Source organism: Coprococcus sp. AM100_B19A, assembly GCF_027662015.1.
GTDB classification, from domain to species: domain Bacteria; phylum Bacillota; class Clostridia; order Lachnospirales; family Lachnospiraceae; genus Allocoprococcus; species Allocoprococcus comes.
This window is the reverse complement of the sequence record NZ_JAQDKN010000004.1, coordinates 161,765-176,538: the sequence shown is the minus strand read 5'-3', so window position 1 is coordinate 176,538 and position 14,774 is coordinate 161,765. Positions and strand designations below refer to the sequence as shown.

Below are 14,774 nucleotides of genomic sequence, written 5' to 3'. Positions count from 1 at the left end.
GCAAATGAGTGAAAAATTATTAGATGTAAAAAATTTACATACCTCTTTCTTTACGCATTTAGGAGAGGTGCAGGCAATCCGTGATGTCAGTTTTGGATTAGACAAAGGTGAGATCATTGGTATTGTAGGTGAATCGGGCAGTGGGAAGAGTGTTACATCACTTTCTATTATGGGATTGCTTGCATATCCTGGAAGAGTAAAGAAAGGGGAGATTCTCTTTAACGGAGAAGATCTTTTGAAAAAGAAAAAAAGTGAGATGCGTAAGATTCAAGGGGATCACATTGCTATGATCTTCCAGGATCCGATGACATCTTTGAATCCATTATTTAAGATTGGTGATCAGATTACAGAAGCTATTCTGACACACCATAAAATTAAAAAGGAAGATGCAAAAAAACGTGCACTTGAAATGTTGAAACTGGTAGGTATTCCTTCACCGGAAAAAAGATTTCATTCCTACCCACATGAGTTTTCAGGCGGTATGAGACAGAGAGCAATGATTGCGATGGCACTTTCTTGTGAGCCAGAGCTTCTGATTGCGGATGAGCCGACAACGGCACTGGATGTTACCATTCAGGCACAGGTACTGTCTCTTATGAAAGAATTAAATGAAAGACTGGGAACAGCTACTATTTTGATCACACATAACTTAGGATGTGCATCAAGTATCTGCGATAGAATCATCGTTATGTATGGTGGAAAGATTATGGAGGAAGGAACAACGGAAGAAATTTTCTATGAACCGCATCATCCATATACGATGGGACTTTTGAACTCTGTACCAAAAGTAACCGGAGAAGCATCAAAAGAAAGACTGGTTCCGATTCTTGGAACACCGCCGGATATGCTTCATCCACCGACAGGATGTCCGTTTTATCCGCGCTGCAAATATGCAATGAAAGTATGTGCATCTATGCCGGTGCCGGAACAGTATATCAGTGATACACATCGTGTAAGCTGTTTTATGTGCCATCCGCAGGCACCTCGGAATGAAGAGTATGAAAGTCAGAAAGGAGGAATCCGACATGCCAAATAATACACTTTTGGAAGTAAAAGACCTGAAAATGTATTTCGAGAATAAAAAAGGATTTTTAGGTAAAAAAATCGAGTATGTAAAAGCAGTGGACGGAGTTTCCTTCAAAATACAAAAGGGAGAAACAATCGGACTGGTAGGAGAGTCCGGATGTGGAAAATCTACAACCGGATATTCCATCATGCGTCTCTATAAACCGACAGCAGGAGAAATCATATTCGACGGGAAAGATATTGCACAGTTAAGTGCAGCTGAAGTATGGCCATACAGAAAAAGAATGCAGATGATCTTTCAGGATCCATATGCATCCCTGAATCCTCGTATGACGGTTTCAGATATTATCGGTGAGCCACTGGATATTTATCATCTTTATGAAGGTAAGGAAAGACAGGAACGCATCTATGAATTGTTGAATACAGTTGGTCTTGGAAAAGACCATGCCAGCCGTTATCCTCATGAATTTTCAGGTGGACAAAGGCAGCGTGTCGGGATTGCAAGAGCACTTGCGGTAAATCCGGATTTTGTAGTCTGCGATGAGCCTATTTCGGCACTTGATGTCAGTATTCAGGCACAGGTAGTAAATATGCTTGAAGATCTGCAGGCAAGTCTTGGACTTACTTATTTGTTTATTGCACATGATCTTTCTATGGTCAGACATATTTCCCAAAAAGTAGGTGTTATGTATCTTGGATCTCTGGTAGAATTTGCGGAGACAGAAGAATTGTACGAACAGACACTGCACCCATATACAAAAGCATTGATGTCAGCGGTTCCTGAACTTGATCCTGCGATCAGTAAAACTAAGAAACCGGTTATGCTGCAAGGGGATGTCCCAAGTCCGATTGATACACCGGTTGGATGTAAATTTGCATCCAGATGCCCATATGCTACCAAACGCTGTCATGAAGAAAGACCAATCTTCAGAAACGTTGGAAATGAACATTATGTAGCCTGTCATCTGGTAGAATAATGCATAATTAAAGAGGAAATGAAAATATGAAATACAATTTTGATGAGCCTGTTGACAGAAGCAAAAACCGTTCTGCAAAATATGATGAAAGGGTAAAGAATTTTGGGACAGATGATGTGATTCCGCTTTGGATCGCAGATATGGATTTCAAAACAGCACAGCCTATCATTGATGCATGTAAAAAGAAAGCGGAAGAAGGAATCTGGGGGTATACTTCTCGCCCAGACAGTTATTTTAAGGCGTATGCCGACTGGCAGTTAAGAAGAAACGGATGGGCACTTGATACAAACTTATGTAGCTGGTGCTTAGGTGTGGTTCCGGCTCTTGCAGCGATCATTAAGCTATTTACAAAGAAAGAAGAAAAGGTTTTAATTCAGCCACCGGTTTATCCGGAATTTTTCGAGATCACAGAAAATACGGGGAGAGAACTTGTACAAAATAACTTTCTTGAGCATGACGGGGTGTGGGAAGTAGATTTTGAAGATTTTGAAAAGCAGGTAAAAGATCCCGCAGTGAAACTCTTCATTTTATGTAATCCACATAATCCGCTTGGACGCGTATGGTCCCAAGATGAGCTGTCTAAAATGCTGACACTTTGCTTTGAAAATGATGTTCAGGTAGTTTCGGATGAAATTCATTCGGATCTCATATTTCATGGAAAAAAACATATTCCGGCAGCAATTGTTGTCCCAGAAGCAGCTGATAAGGTGATCACATGTATTTCCGTGACAAAAACATTTAACCTGGCAGGACTTCAGGCATCAACCACAGTATTCCCAAATCTGGAGATGAAGAAAAAGTTCGACGGATATTGGGGTGGAATGGATATACATAGAAACAATGCGTTTAGTTCTGTTGCAATGGAAGCAGCATTGAATGAGGGCGAAGAGTGGTTGGAACAACTCCTTGCGTATATTTCTGGAAATCTTGATTATATATGTGATTATTTTGAAAAAAAGATTCCTCTGATCAAAGCAAATATGCCGGATGCAACCTATCTTGTGTGGCTGGACTGCAGAGCACTGCATATGGATAATGAAGAATTAAAGGATTTTATGATTCATAAGGCAGGGCTTGGATTAAATGACGGTTCGTCTTTTACAAGGACAATGAACGGGTTTATGCGGTTGAATGCAGCCTGTCCGAGATCTGTTCTAGAGAAAGCATTGAAGCAATTAGAGGATGCGGTTAATAGTCTGAATAATTGATTGGAGGAAAAAGAAATGCATGAATTAACACAATTAATTAAAGAGGATATGCGTCCGGCTCTTGGGGTAACAGAGCCGGGAGCGATCGCGTATGCGGTTTCAAAGGCAAAATCTTATGTTCCGGGAGAACTGGAACAGGTTACGCTTTTACTAAATAGTGGAATGTATAAAAATGCATATACATGTGGTATTCCGAACAGTCATTTTTACGGAAATGAATACGCAGCAGCTTTAGGGGCGGTAGCAGGAAAACCGGAAAAAGAGCTGGAGAGCCTTGCTAATGTAACAGAAGCCGACAATGTGGCAGCAGAGCAATTGGTAAAAGACGGAAAAATCGTTGTGAAAATGAGCGAGATTACGAGTCGTATTTTTATCGAAGCCCGCGTAAAGACAACAGGCGGAGAGGCTATGGTTCGGATCCGCGATGCTCATACGAATATTGTTCGCATTGAGGCAAATGGAGAGGTGGTTCTGGAGAAGAAAGAAGCTTCCGAAGAATGTGCTCATGAAGAGAAACCACTGATCCATAATTATACACTAAAACAGATTTACGAATATGCAAAAGAAGTTCCGGCAGAGGAAATTGAATTTATCAAGGCTGCCTATGATATGAACTATGCCTTGTTCGAAGAAGGGATTCAGAATCCAAGAACGACATATGCACGTTATCTGCTTGAGAAAAATGGTGGAAAGATTATTTCTGATAATGAGTTAAATACAGCATCCTTACTTTGTAATGCAGCAATTGAGGCGCGGGTAATCGGTCTTGACAGACCTGCTATGAGTATCACCGGTTCTGGTGCCCATGGAATCATTGCAACCATGCCACTTTACGGTGTTTGCAAGATCCGGGGCTTAAGTGATGAAACCTTATATCGTGCGACCGCATTAAGTTATCTTATCTGTATGTATATCAAAGAGTATTCCGGAAAACTTTCTGCTTTTTGCGGCTGTGGTATTGCGGCCGGCACCGGAATGGCCTGTGCATTGGTTTTTCTTAACGGTGGCGATGAAAATGCAATGGCAAGAACGATCAACAATATGTCCAGCAGTATTACGGGTATGATCTGTCACGGCGGAAACAAAGGATGTACGATGAAAGGTGTTGTGGCAGTGAACGCTGCATTCCAATCAGCAGACTTTGCGATGCATGATATTTTTATTGATGATATTCATGGAATCAATGGTTTTACACCAGAAGATACGATGCGGCATATGGGAGAAATCGCTTCGCCAGGCATGATTGGAACTGAGAAGACAATCGTGGATATTCTGCAGGAAAAAGGAGAATAGAAGATAGAAAAAGAAAAAGCCTTTGAATTGTGAACTGCTTCCCGTCAAGTAGACAATTAAAAAAATAAAATTTATTTCTGCCACTAGATGAAAAACTGGTGGCAGTTTTTATGCTGCCAATATATATTGTTCATGCTTTTCCATTGGGGTTAAAACTCTAAGATTCCTTTGTAATCGTCTATTGTTGTAATATTCCATGTAGCTTTCAATCATGCCCACAAGTGCTGTACGACTCGTAAATCTTTTCCCATAATAACGTTCTCTTTTTATAATCCCCCAGAATCCTTCCATCGGACCATTATCAATACATTTTGCAACCCTGGACATGCTTTGCGTCATTCCGGCAGCTTCCAGTTTATTGTGGAAGCTTCGATTTGTATATTGAAATCCTCTGTCACTATGACACAGCGGGCGTGCATCTGGATTACTGGCAATGGCATTGTCGAAAGTATCAAAGACCAATGCGTTATTATTGTTATCTCGAATTACATAGGACACAATCCGTCTATCATACAAATCTAGTATTGCACTAAGATATACCTTATGTTTTTCCAAACCGATGTAATATTTAAATTCCGTCACATCTGTAAGCCATTTCTGATTAGGTGCATCTGCAAAAAACTCTCGGTTTAATACATTTTCCGCTATGTATTGTGGATTTGCGGATTGACGTGTGCATCCATTGTTAGCATATTTAATTGTGGATTTAATATTTTTCTTTCTGCAAATACGAAGAACCCGTTTGTCATTTACCTTTATTCCATAATAGCGTTCCAGATCATCTCGTATTCTTCGATAGCCTTTGTCAGGAGAATCCGTGTGTATCTTTTCGATTGCATCTGAAATACGCAAGTTTTTAATTTCATTAGCTGGAATCTCTCTATGAAGCCATTTATAATAAGCAGATCTGCTTACATTTCCAAGTTTGCAAAGTGCACTGATTGGGTAACCGTATGTTTCGTTTTCCTCTTTAATTGCCTGATAAATCTGCCCTTGCCTCAACAGGCTTAACCCCGCCTCCTCTCTATTTCGTCGAGTTTTTTTAGGAATGATGCCTCCATTTCAGCTTTTTTCCGCTTGGCTTTTTCCATCTTCAATTCTGCTTGAAGTTTTTCAATTTCTGAAAGAGAATTCTCCGATTTCCTTTTGCCACGATTGTCTTGTAGTGCATTAATTCCACCGTTTTCATATTTAACCGTATAGTTTCGTGCCTGCTGATAAGAAACTTTAAATTTTTCAGATGTTTCAGTGTAATTATGATCATGGCTAATGCAATATGCCGCAATTTCTACCCGTTCATTAAATGTCGTTTTTCTTCCTTTGGTCATGATGCCTGTATCTCCCATTCTGGAAGCTTTTAGCTCCTCATGACCATTATACTTCTTAATCCAGCTTCTGAGTTGACTGGTCGAAAGAATTTTGAACTTTTGACAAATTTCTATATGAGAACCTTCGCCGGCTAAATATGCTGCGACTGCTTGCTCTTTTTCTGTTTTGGAATAATGTTTGTTATGATTGGTTTTAAACGCATCTATTCCCATCGCTTCATAGTTTTTTTACCCATTGTTTGAATGATTGAAAGGCTATACCTAAACGTTGTGCAATCGTCTTCATACTGCCTTTTCCATCTAAATATTCTTGAACTGCACTTATCTTTTCTTCAGCACTGTATCTTGCTTTTCTTCCCAATAAAAATACCCCCTTTCAGGTAACAAGTTTTATATTATTTTACTTGTCTACCTAAAAGGGAGCATATCACAGTTTGAAGGCTTTTGTTTTCTTTGAAGAACATCATGAAGAACTATCCTACTGTGCAAAACATTGTTTAGTAAAACTGTAAATTGTGCAACGTGTCGGAAAAAAGTTTCGTTTACATGAGGTATTGCAAAGAAATGCACAAAATGATAAGCTTGAAACATACAAAACGAGTTTACTAAAGACTTTAGATAAAACCAGGTGAGAAAAATGAATATACGAGATATTGCCAATTTGGCAGGTGTGTCAGCTTCGACGGTATCGAAGGTAATGAATGGGAAAGATAAGGATATTAGCGAAGAAACAAGAAAAAAGGTTTTGGAGGTAATAGAACGAGAACATTATGTTCCATATTTTAAATTTCTTGATAAAGCCGGTATGAAAAATCGACTTGTTGGTTTGATTTTGCAAAAAAATAATCAGGAAAAAGAAAGATACATAGCAGTTGCTGAAAGAATAGCACGTGAAAATAATTATGGTCTTGTTATTGGATATTCGGAAGATGAGAATGATACAAAAATATTGTGTCAGGACATGATTTTGAAAAAGGTATCAGGAATTTTAACAGAAGATTTTGTAAACATAGCGGATAAGAGAGAAAAGGGGGTTATCGTTAATTACAATGATACCAGTGGATTAAATGAACTGAATGAAACGATTTTTTATTATAAAATATCTGAAGCAGTAGAACTGGCAGTAGAAAATTTTGTTCAAGAAGGACATCAGAAAATAGCTTGTATTGTGAATAAGAGCCAGATTGGACTTTTAAAAGATTATAAATTGGCAATGCAAAATAAGAATATGCAAATAAACCCAGCATGGATGTATATTTATGAAGAAATAGAAGAGTTTGGGATATCACAGTTTATTGGAGAAAGCGAAACAGCTATTATTTGTGGTACTCCTGAAATAGCATGTCGTGTAGCAGGAATTTTAGAAAAAAGAAAAACAAATATTCCAGAGGAGCTATCAATTATCGCTATAGGCGAAGGAAAAGAACTACAGTATGTTAGTGGAGGGATTACAGCTATAGATTTCCCAATTGAAGAGATGGTTAGTGAGGGAACAAAATGTTTATTCGAAATGGATAAAACAGGACAAAAAACGGATACGGTTAGAATGTGTTCGCCTCAAATCATACATCGTAATAGTGTTGCACCACCGTTGAGAGAGAAACAAGGAGAGAAGATTATCGTAGTGGGAAGTATGAACATAGATGTTACGATAGAAGCTGATAAAATTCCAGGAGAAGGGGAAAATCAGATGGCAAGTAAAGTGTATGTTTTCCCTGGTGGCAAAGGTGCAAATCAAGCTGTGGGTGTTGGTAAATTAGGTGGTCAGGTGTATATGATCGGTTGCTTGGGAAATGATATAGATGGGAAAAGAATATACACAAATTTGATTGAAAATCATGTTCATATGGAGGGGGTACGATTTGATTCGGTTTTGCCAAGTGGAAAAGCCTATATCCATGTGGATAAAAGAGGAGAAAGTGCTATTACGGTTTATGCCGGTGCGAATACAAATTTAAGTATTAAACATCTAAAAAAATATGAATATATATTTGAAAAAGCAAAATATTGCCTGATATCTACAGAAATACCGGAATCTATTATAGAATATACGGTCGGATATTGCGAAGAAAATGAAATAAAAATCATACTTAAACCAACTTCAAAGGTAAAGGATGAAATTTTAAATAAAATTGATTATTTTGTACCTAATAAAAAAGAATTATTTACTTTAGTTCCAGAAGGTACAACGATTGAAAAAAAGGCTGAAATATTAAGAAATAAAGGGATACAAAACGTAATTGTTACATTGGGAGAAGAAGGGTGTTATTTAAAGAATGACGAGTATTCACTCTTTTTTGAAGGAACAGGATTTGAGGCCGTAGATACAACGGGAGGGGCTGATTCATTTATTAGTGCACTTGCAGTTTATTTAAGTGAAGGTCATAAATTAATAGAATCTATTGATTTTGCAATTTATGCATCAGGAATCAGCGTTACACGTTATGGTGTACAGCCGGCTTTGCCAGATAGAAAGTCGGTAGATATATATGAAGGAGAAATTCATAAAAAGTATAACGATAGAAGGAGGATGAAAAAAGAGTAATGAGACGAATATTGGTAGTTGGAAGTTTAAACATGGATATTGTTATAGAAACTCCGTGTATGCCGAAAGCTGGTGAAACTATTGCAGGGAAAAGTATTGCCCAGATACCAGGTGGAAAAGGTGCCAATCAAGCATTTGCAGCAGGTAAATTGGGCGGAAACATTGCCATGATGGGAGCCGTCGGTAATGATGAAAAAGGTGAAAAACTTCTTGAAAGCTTAAAAGGTGTTGGAGTAGATATTTCCAGAATAGAAGTAATGAATGATATTCCAACAGGACAAGCTTTTATTACAGTAGATGACCAGGGAGAAAATGCAATTATAATTATTGCCGGTGCTAATGGTAAAGTCACAAAAGAGCTGATTGACAGTAATCTGGATTTGATTAAACAAAGTGATATTATAATTATGCAATTAGAAATTCCATTAGAGATAGTTGGATATGTGAAAAAAATAGTGGAAGAGGATGGAAAAATTGTAATTTTAGATCCGGCACCAGCGATAAAAGATATTCCTGAAAATATACTGAAAGGTATTGACTATATTAAGCCTAATGAAACTGAGTTACAGATATTGACAGGAATGGAAGTGAAGAACAGAAAAGATATAACTGAAGCAGCAAAGATATTAATAAAGAAAGGAGTAAAAAATGTAATCGTTACTATGGGTGGAGATGGCTGTTTGTATATCAATAAAGATATAGAAGAATTTTTTCCGGCATATCCGGTAAAAGCCATAGATACAACGGCAGCAGGTGATTGCTTTACAGCAGCATTTGCACTGGCTTTAAGTCAAAACAAAAATTGGAAAGAAGCAATTGAATTTGGACAAAAAGCTTCTTCCATAGCAGTAACAAGAAAAGGTGCACAAACATCAATTCCGACTCGTGAAGAGGTAGATGAAATGAAAGGAGGAAAAATGTAAGGTGGAAAAGGAAAAAATTATTATTGATTGTGATCCGGGTTCAGATGACGCACTGGCTATTATACTGGCGTTATACTCAGGAAAATTAGATTTAAAAGCAGTATGTAGCGTTACCGGAAATGGAGCATTGGATACAACGACAAGGAATGGATTGAATATTCTATCTTTGTGTGGCAGAGAGGATATTCCGTTATATCGGGGATCTGCGGTTGCATTAGACCAGAAGCAGCCGGAAACAGTGAGTGCATTTGGAGATGATGGTTTAGGCGGTTTTGCCCATACTATCGCTTCGGATAAAAAAGAAGAGGATCAGAATGCAGTTGATTTTCTTGTGGAATATGTAAATGGGCATCCGAAAGAGATTACACTTTTTGCCATAGGACCATGTACCAATATCGCACATGCAATTCGTAAATCGCCTGATTTTGCCGGAAATCTAAAACGATTAATTATTATGGGTGGGGCAAAATATACAGGAAATATGAGTCCTGTGGCAGAGTATAATTTCTGGGCAGACCCAATGGCAGCACATGAAGTCCTGATGTCTGGTATTCAGGATGTGACAATGATTGGACTTGATGTTACAAATAAAATTGCTTTAGATGGCAGTATGCGAGAAATATTAAGAATGTTAAATACTAAATTGTCAACATTTGTATATAATATTACGCAAGAAGGAATGGATGAAAACTGGAGATCAAGAAGAAAAGCAGTTTCACCGATGCATGATGTATTAACGGTGGCATATTTCTTGGACAATTCTATTGTAAAGCTAAAACCGGCATATATTGATGTGGTGACAGAAGGAATTGCCAGAGGTCAGTCAATTGTAGATATTGGTGGACACTGGAACGAAAACAAATGCAATGCAAAATATGCATATGATGTTGATGTAGTTAAGTTTTATAAGTTATTTTATAAGGAAATATTTAACGAAGATATTACAGATTTAGTTGAGGGAAAATAGGAGGAATAAAAATGAGGAAAAAGAATGAAACATTTTCAATGATGGTAATTTTATTAATTCCGGTAGCGATTGCAATTAATATTGTCGGAGGGCAGATGACCTCGATATTAAAAATACCGGTAGATTTGGATATGATAGGTGTTATTTTAGTCGGTGCATTGGCTGGGCCACTTCCGGCAGCTGTTACGGGTGTATTAACAAACTTAATTAACGGTATTTTTGATCCAACATGGATTCCATATGCTTTCTGTGCATTCTTTATTGGAATTTCATCAGGATTGTTATCAAAATATAATATGATGACAAAGGTTTGGAAATTAGTTATTTCAGGAATTATCATTGCATTAGTAGGAACTATTACAGCAACACCGATCACTGTATTTTTCTTTGGAGGAGCAACTGGTGGTGGTGCTTCCATGTTAGCAGCAGGATTAATGGCAACCGGAAAACAGATTTTAGAGTCAGTTTTATCAGTTTATATTGTAACAGAAAGTGTCGGTAAATTAATTTCAGTCTTTATTGCATATTTTATCATTAAAGCAATACCGGAAAGATCTCTCGTTAAATACAAATATGGAGAAAAATTCATTAAAACAAAGAGTAACTAGTACATATTTTAAGGAGAATGAATAATGAAGCAAGAGAATAAAATTGTCGGGCTCTACCCGTTAACAAAATTTTATTTAGCAATAGTTCTGGTTGTTTTAGATATCATTATGCCGGGGATTTTAAGTAAGTTGGTTGTGTTTGTAATTGTTAATATCATAGCTGCACTAAGTGATGTCTGGAAGAGCTTCATCCGTAAAGTGAGAAATTCAGTCGGTGTTCTATTTGTGATATTGTTGTTTATACAGACATTTTTTTACCCAAGAGGGGAAGTAATATTTTCTTTTTGGATATTTAATGCAAAGTTAGAAGGAATTCTATTTGCTTTAAAACTTGGAATTACATTAATGGGAGTAGGCGGTAGCTTGATCTGGTTTTTTTCGGTTACACAGGAAAAGGATTTTGTATTAGCTTTGGAAAAGAGCGGAATGAGCGCAAAAGCTTCTTATGTGGTTCTATCAACACTTCAAATGGTTCCTGTTTTAAAGAAAAAATCACAGACAATTATGAATGCACAAAAAGCAAGAGGAGTAGAAACGGAAGGAAATCTTTTAGTAAGAGCAAAGGTTTTTGTGCCGACGATTATTCCACTTGTATTAAGCTCGATAGCCGGAACAGAAGAAAGAGCATTGACATTAGAGGCAAGAGGATTTTCATCTGGGATAAAGCCAACACATTTATATGATATAGAAAAAACAGAAGCAGATAAAAAAGCAGTTGTAATAATTACTTTATTAGGAGTTTTAGGTATTGCAGGGAGGGTTGCTTTATGGCTTATATAGATATACAGAATGTTACATATACATATCCTTTGACTAAAACCCCGAGTATTGCTGATGTAAATTTATCTTTTGAAAGAGGGAAATTTTATGCGATATTAGGTGCAAATGGTAGTGGAAAAACAACATTGTGTAATATTATAAGAGGTTTTATTCCTAATTTTTTCCAAGGAGAAATGAAAGGAAAGGTTATTATTGACGGAAAGAATCTCGAAGAATATGAGATGGGAGAAATAGCATCTAAGATAGGATATGTATTTCAAAATCCGTTTAACCAGATTACAGGAGCCAGGGATACTGTCTATGGAGAAATTGCATATGGATTAGAAAATTTTGGAGTGCCTGTAGAGGAGATAAAGACGCGTGTAGAAAAAATCATGGAAATTACCAATACAACGTACTTGCAGGAAAAAAATCCATTTGAATTATCTGGTGGACAGCAGCAGAGAGTTGCACTGGCATCCGTATTGGTTTTGGAACCGGATATTTTAGTAATAGATGAACCGACATCTCAGCTTGATCCACAGGAAACAGAGCGTGTTTTTGAAATCATCAAAACAATGAAAAAAATGGGGAAGACAATCATTCTGGTCGAACATAAAATGGAATTAGTGGCTGAATATTGTGATGAAGTAGTGGTTCTGCATCAGGGGAAAGTAATTCGTCATGGTGATAAACATGACGTTTTATCCGAGATTGAATTGGAAAAATTTGGAGTTATGTTGCCGTTAACAGTTTATCTCGCAAATGAATTGAAAAACCATGGAGTAAGAATGAAAGATAACATTATTACTTCAGACGAAATGGCTGATCAGCTTCAAAAAATAGGAAAGAAGGAGTAGCAACATGGGGATTATTGAATTCAAAGATGTGAGTTTTCAGTATCCGAATGGTTTTTCCGCTGTTGAAAACGTTAGTTTTGAAATTAATGAAGGAGAAGCAATCGCTATTATAGGTCAGAACGGTGCTGGAAAGACAACAACTGTAAAAATGATAAATGGATTATTAAAGCCAACGCATGGAACGGTTTTGATTGATGGAATGGATACAAAAGATTATACAACAGCACAACTGTCAAAAATCGCAGGATATGTATTCCAAAATCCGGATGATCAGATTTTTCATAATAATGTCGAAGATGAAATTAGATTTGGACCTAAAAAACAAGGATTATCAGAAGAAGAAATTGTGAAGAAAACGGAATGGGCAGCTAAGTTATGTGGATTATCAGAACAAATGCAGGAAAATCCGTATAATCTTCCACTTTCAATTCGTAAATTTGTTTCTATTGCATCTGTATTGGCAATGGATGATAAAATATTGATTTTAGATGAACCAACTGCCGGACAAGATTTAATTGGAATTAAGAGATTGGAAAATATTCTTACAGAGCTGAAAAAAGAGAATAAAACAGTGGTTACTATAACACATGATATGGAGTTCGCAGTAAATAATTTTAAAAAAATATTTGTAATGTCACGTAAAAACCTGCTAAGAGTAGGAAATGCAAAAGAAATCTTTTCAGATGATGAATTATTAAAAGACAGCATGCTAAAAAAGACTTATATGGGAAATCTGTGTGATAAATTAAAATTAGATGAGACCGCAGTTACAATTGAGGAATTTTTAAAACATTTTGTTTAAAAGAATATAGGGTATTAAAAGTTCATGAGAATTAGTAAGGGTTAGCCGAAATGACTAGCCCTTTTTAGATAATCTAATGTGTAAAAGCTAATTGATGGGTTGAAAGATTTTTATAGAATTTGCATGAAAAAGAATTGTAGTATATTATAGAACTGTATTGTAATAGAAAGGAGCAATCAAAACATGGATTTCAAATACTGCAAACTGGAAATTTTCATTCCGGAAACGCACCTGCCGACATTACAAAGAGCTTTGCAGGAAGTAGATGCAGGACATATCGGTAACTACGATTCTTGTATGTCATCGAGCGAGGTAACCGGGTATTGGCGTCCGCTGGAAGGATGTAATCCGTATATCGGAAACACCGGTGAGATCAGTAAAGAGCCTGAAGTGAAAGTGGAGGTAACAGTGTTTACCGAAGAAGTTGACAAGACAATTGAAGCAGTCAAAAAGGTTCATCCGTATGAAGAACCGGTGATCAATGCGATTCCGATTTTGCGGACTTCATTCTAAGTTTTTGTTTTAACAATATTGTCAATAAGGTAACGAAAAAGTTGCATAAAGAAAAACAATTTAAATTAAATAACAGCCCTGTTTATGATATGAAAAATTGTAGAAATTATACAAAAAGTATATTTTTTGAAAAAATAATTGAAAAAATTTATGCAATATGATATAGTAAAGCCAGTTGAGGAAGTAATTGAATTGAAAAGAGATGCCGTGACAGGAGAGCGAATGTAAGAGAGACAGCCGGAAGGCTGGTGGTAGGCAACGCTCTTTTTTTGTACTCTAAAAGCGGCAAAAGGGTGATATGATGAGCAGATTTTTTTATGAAGCAGTAGAAGAAAATCCGATCATTGCAGCAGTAAAGAACATGGATGATTTAAAAATCTGCTGTTCTTTGGAAGATATCCGGGTTGTGTTTATTTTATTTGGAGATGTCTGTTCGATCCGTGAGATCGTCCAACAGATAAAAGATTCCGGGAAGGTTGCGATGGTTCATGTAGATCTGATAAGCGGTCTTAGCAGTAAGGAAATTGTCGTAGATTTTATCCGGAAAAATACAGAAGCAGATGGAATAATTTCCACAAAAGCTGCATTGATTAAAAGGGGGAAGGAACTTAAGATGTTCACAGTCCTAAGATATTTCCTTCTGGATTCGATGGCATATGAGAATATCAGGCAGCAACAGCACGCCGTGAAGCCTGATTATATCGAAGTACTTCCGGGGGTGATGCCGAAGGTGATCGGAAAAGTCTGTAAAATGTCAAAGACGCCGATCATTGCAGGCGGTCTGATCTCGGACAAAGAATCTGTGATGGCGGCACTTTCAGCTGGAGCGATCGCAGTTTCATCTACGAATCACGAAGTCTGGAAAATGTAAAACAAAAGTAACAGGAGTAATGTATTTAAACAAAGTACAGGTATTTGAGGATGAGTAAGTAGCGAAGCGGCATAGAATATCCGCTTTACTATAA

Annotated in this window: 16 protein-coding genes; 13 read left to right on the top strand and 3 right to left on the bottom strand. The window is 37.1% G+C overall.

Annotation, left to right across the window (positions count from 1 at the left end):
* The first annotated feature begins 4 nt into the window (after positions 1-4).
* Genes PGQ33_RS05770 through PGQ33_RS05755 form a run of 4 tightly spaced genes read left to right on the top strand, consistent with a single transcriptional unit; the run spans position 5 to position 4,504 of the window.
* Positions 5-1,036, top strand: a complete 1,032-nt coding sequence (locus tag PGQ33_RS05770) for an ABC transporter ATP-binding protein (protein ID WP_270205426.1) — start codon at positions 5-7, stop codon at positions 1,034-1,036.
* Complete coding sequence (locus tag PGQ33_RS05765) at positions 1,026-2,003, top strand: ABC transporter ATP-binding protein (RefSeq protein WP_008373311.1); 978 nt, start codon at positions 1,026-1,028, stop codon at positions 2,001-2,003. Before PGQ33_RS05770 ends, PGQ33_RS05765 begins: the two co-directional genes overlap by 11 nt.
* Positions 2,004-2,029: 26 nt before the next feature.
* Entirely contained in the window at positions 2,030-3,211 is a 1,182-nt protein-coding gene (locus PGQ33_RS05760) for a MalY/PatB family protein (RefSeq protein WP_173825207.1), read from the top strand.
* Positions 3,212-3,226: 15 nt separating this feature from the next.
* On the top strand, positions 3,227-4,504 hold the full coding sequence (locus PGQ33_RS05755; RefSeq protein ID WP_117824453.1) for an L-cysteine desulfidase family protein: 1,278 nt from the start codon (positions 3,227-3,229) through the stop codon (positions 4,502-4,504).
* A 108-nt stretch (positions 4,505-4,612) separates the two neighbouring features.
* Here the strand turns inward: PGQ33_RS05755 and PGQ33_RS05750 are convergent, their stop codons facing one another.
* The 3 genes from PGQ33_RS05750 to PGQ33_RS05740 are packed head-to-tail and all read right to left on the bottom strand — an operon-like array spanning position 4,613 to position 6,193.
* Positions 4,613-5,506 carry an IS3 family transposase gene (locus PGQ33_RS05750; protein ID WP_270205425.1) on the bottom strand — a complete coding sequence of 298 codons (894 nt, stop codon included), beginning with the start codon at positions 5,504-5,506 and terminating at the stop codon, positions 4,613-4,615.
* Positions 5,507-5,511: 5 nt separating this feature from the next.
* On the bottom strand, positions 5,512-6,045 hold the full coding sequence (locus PGQ33_RS05745; protein ID WP_270205424.1) for a transposase: 534 nt from the start codon (positions 6,043-6,045) through the stop codon (positions 5,512-5,514).
* Between the two features lie 4 nt (positions 6,046-6,049).
* On the bottom strand, positions 6,050-6,193 hold the full coding sequence (locus tag PGQ33_RS05740; protein WP_270205423.1) for a transposase: 144 nt from the start codon (positions 6,191-6,193) through the stop codon (positions 6,050-6,052).
* 276 nt (positions 6,194-6,469) lie between these two features.
* Between PGQ33_RS05740 and PGQ33_RS05735 the strand changes: the two genes are divergently transcribed.
* From PGQ33_RS05735 to PGQ33_RS05695, 9 genes are all read left to right on the top strand, one after another.
* Positions 6,470-8,377, top strand: coding sequence for a PfkB family carbohydrate kinase (locus PGQ33_RS05735; RefSeq protein ID WP_270205422.1), 1,908 nt, complete (start codon positions 6,470-6,472; stop codon positions 8,375-8,377).
* Positions 8,377-9,300, top strand: coding sequence for a ribokinase (gene rbsK, locus PGQ33_RS05730; RefSeq protein ID WP_270205421.1), 924 nt, complete (start codon positions 8,377-8,379; stop codon positions 9,298-9,300). The genes PGQ33_RS05735 and rbsK overlap by 1 nt, the downstream gene beginning before the upstream one ends.
* Before the next feature lies 1 nt (position 9,301).
* On the top strand, positions 9,302-10,267 hold the full coding sequence (locus tag PGQ33_RS05725) for a nucleoside hydrolase (protein ID WP_117824694.1): 966 nt from the start codon (positions 9,302-9,304) through the stop codon (positions 10,265-10,267).
* Positions 10,268-10,278: 11 nt separating this feature from the next.
* On the top strand, positions 10,279-10,875 hold the full coding sequence (locus PGQ33_RS05720; RefSeq protein ID WP_270205420.1) for an ECF transporter S component: 597 nt from the start codon (positions 10,279-10,281) through the stop codon (positions 10,873-10,875).
* Between the two features lie 24 nt (positions 10,876-10,899).
* On the top strand, positions 10,900-11,655 hold the full coding sequence (locus PGQ33_RS05715) for an energy-coupling factor transporter transmembrane component T (RefSeq protein ID WP_270205419.1): 756 nt from the start codon (positions 10,900-10,902) through the stop codon (positions 11,653-11,655).
* Positions 11,643-12,494 (top strand): energy-coupling factor ABC transporter ATP-binding protein, encoded by an 852-nt coding sequence (locus tag PGQ33_RS05710; protein ID WP_055260337.1) that lies wholly within the window; start codon positions 11,643-11,645, stop codon positions 12,492-12,494. Before PGQ33_RS05715 ends, PGQ33_RS05710 begins: the two co-directional genes overlap by 13 nt.
* A gap of 4 nt (positions 12,495-12,498) precedes the next feature.
* On the top strand, positions 12,499-13,296 hold the full coding sequence (locus PGQ33_RS05705) for an energy-coupling factor ABC transporter ATP-binding protein (protein ID WP_270205418.1): 798 nt from the start codon (positions 12,499-12,501) through the stop codon (positions 13,294-13,296).
* 183 nt (positions 13,297-13,479) lie between these two features.
* Positions 13,480-13,809 (top strand): divalent cation tolerance protein CutA, encoded by a 330-nt coding sequence (cutA, locus tag PGQ33_RS05700; RefSeq protein WP_270205417.1) that lies wholly within the window; start codon positions 13,480-13,482, stop codon positions 13,807-13,809.
* 301 nt (positions 13,810-14,110) lie between these two features.
* Positions 14,111-14,680, top strand: coding sequence for a glycerol-3-phosphate responsive antiterminator (locus tag PGQ33_RS05695; protein ID WP_117557314.1), 570 nt, complete (start codon positions 14,111-14,113; stop codon positions 14,678-14,680).
* Positions 14,681-14,774 lie beyond the last annotated feature (94 nt).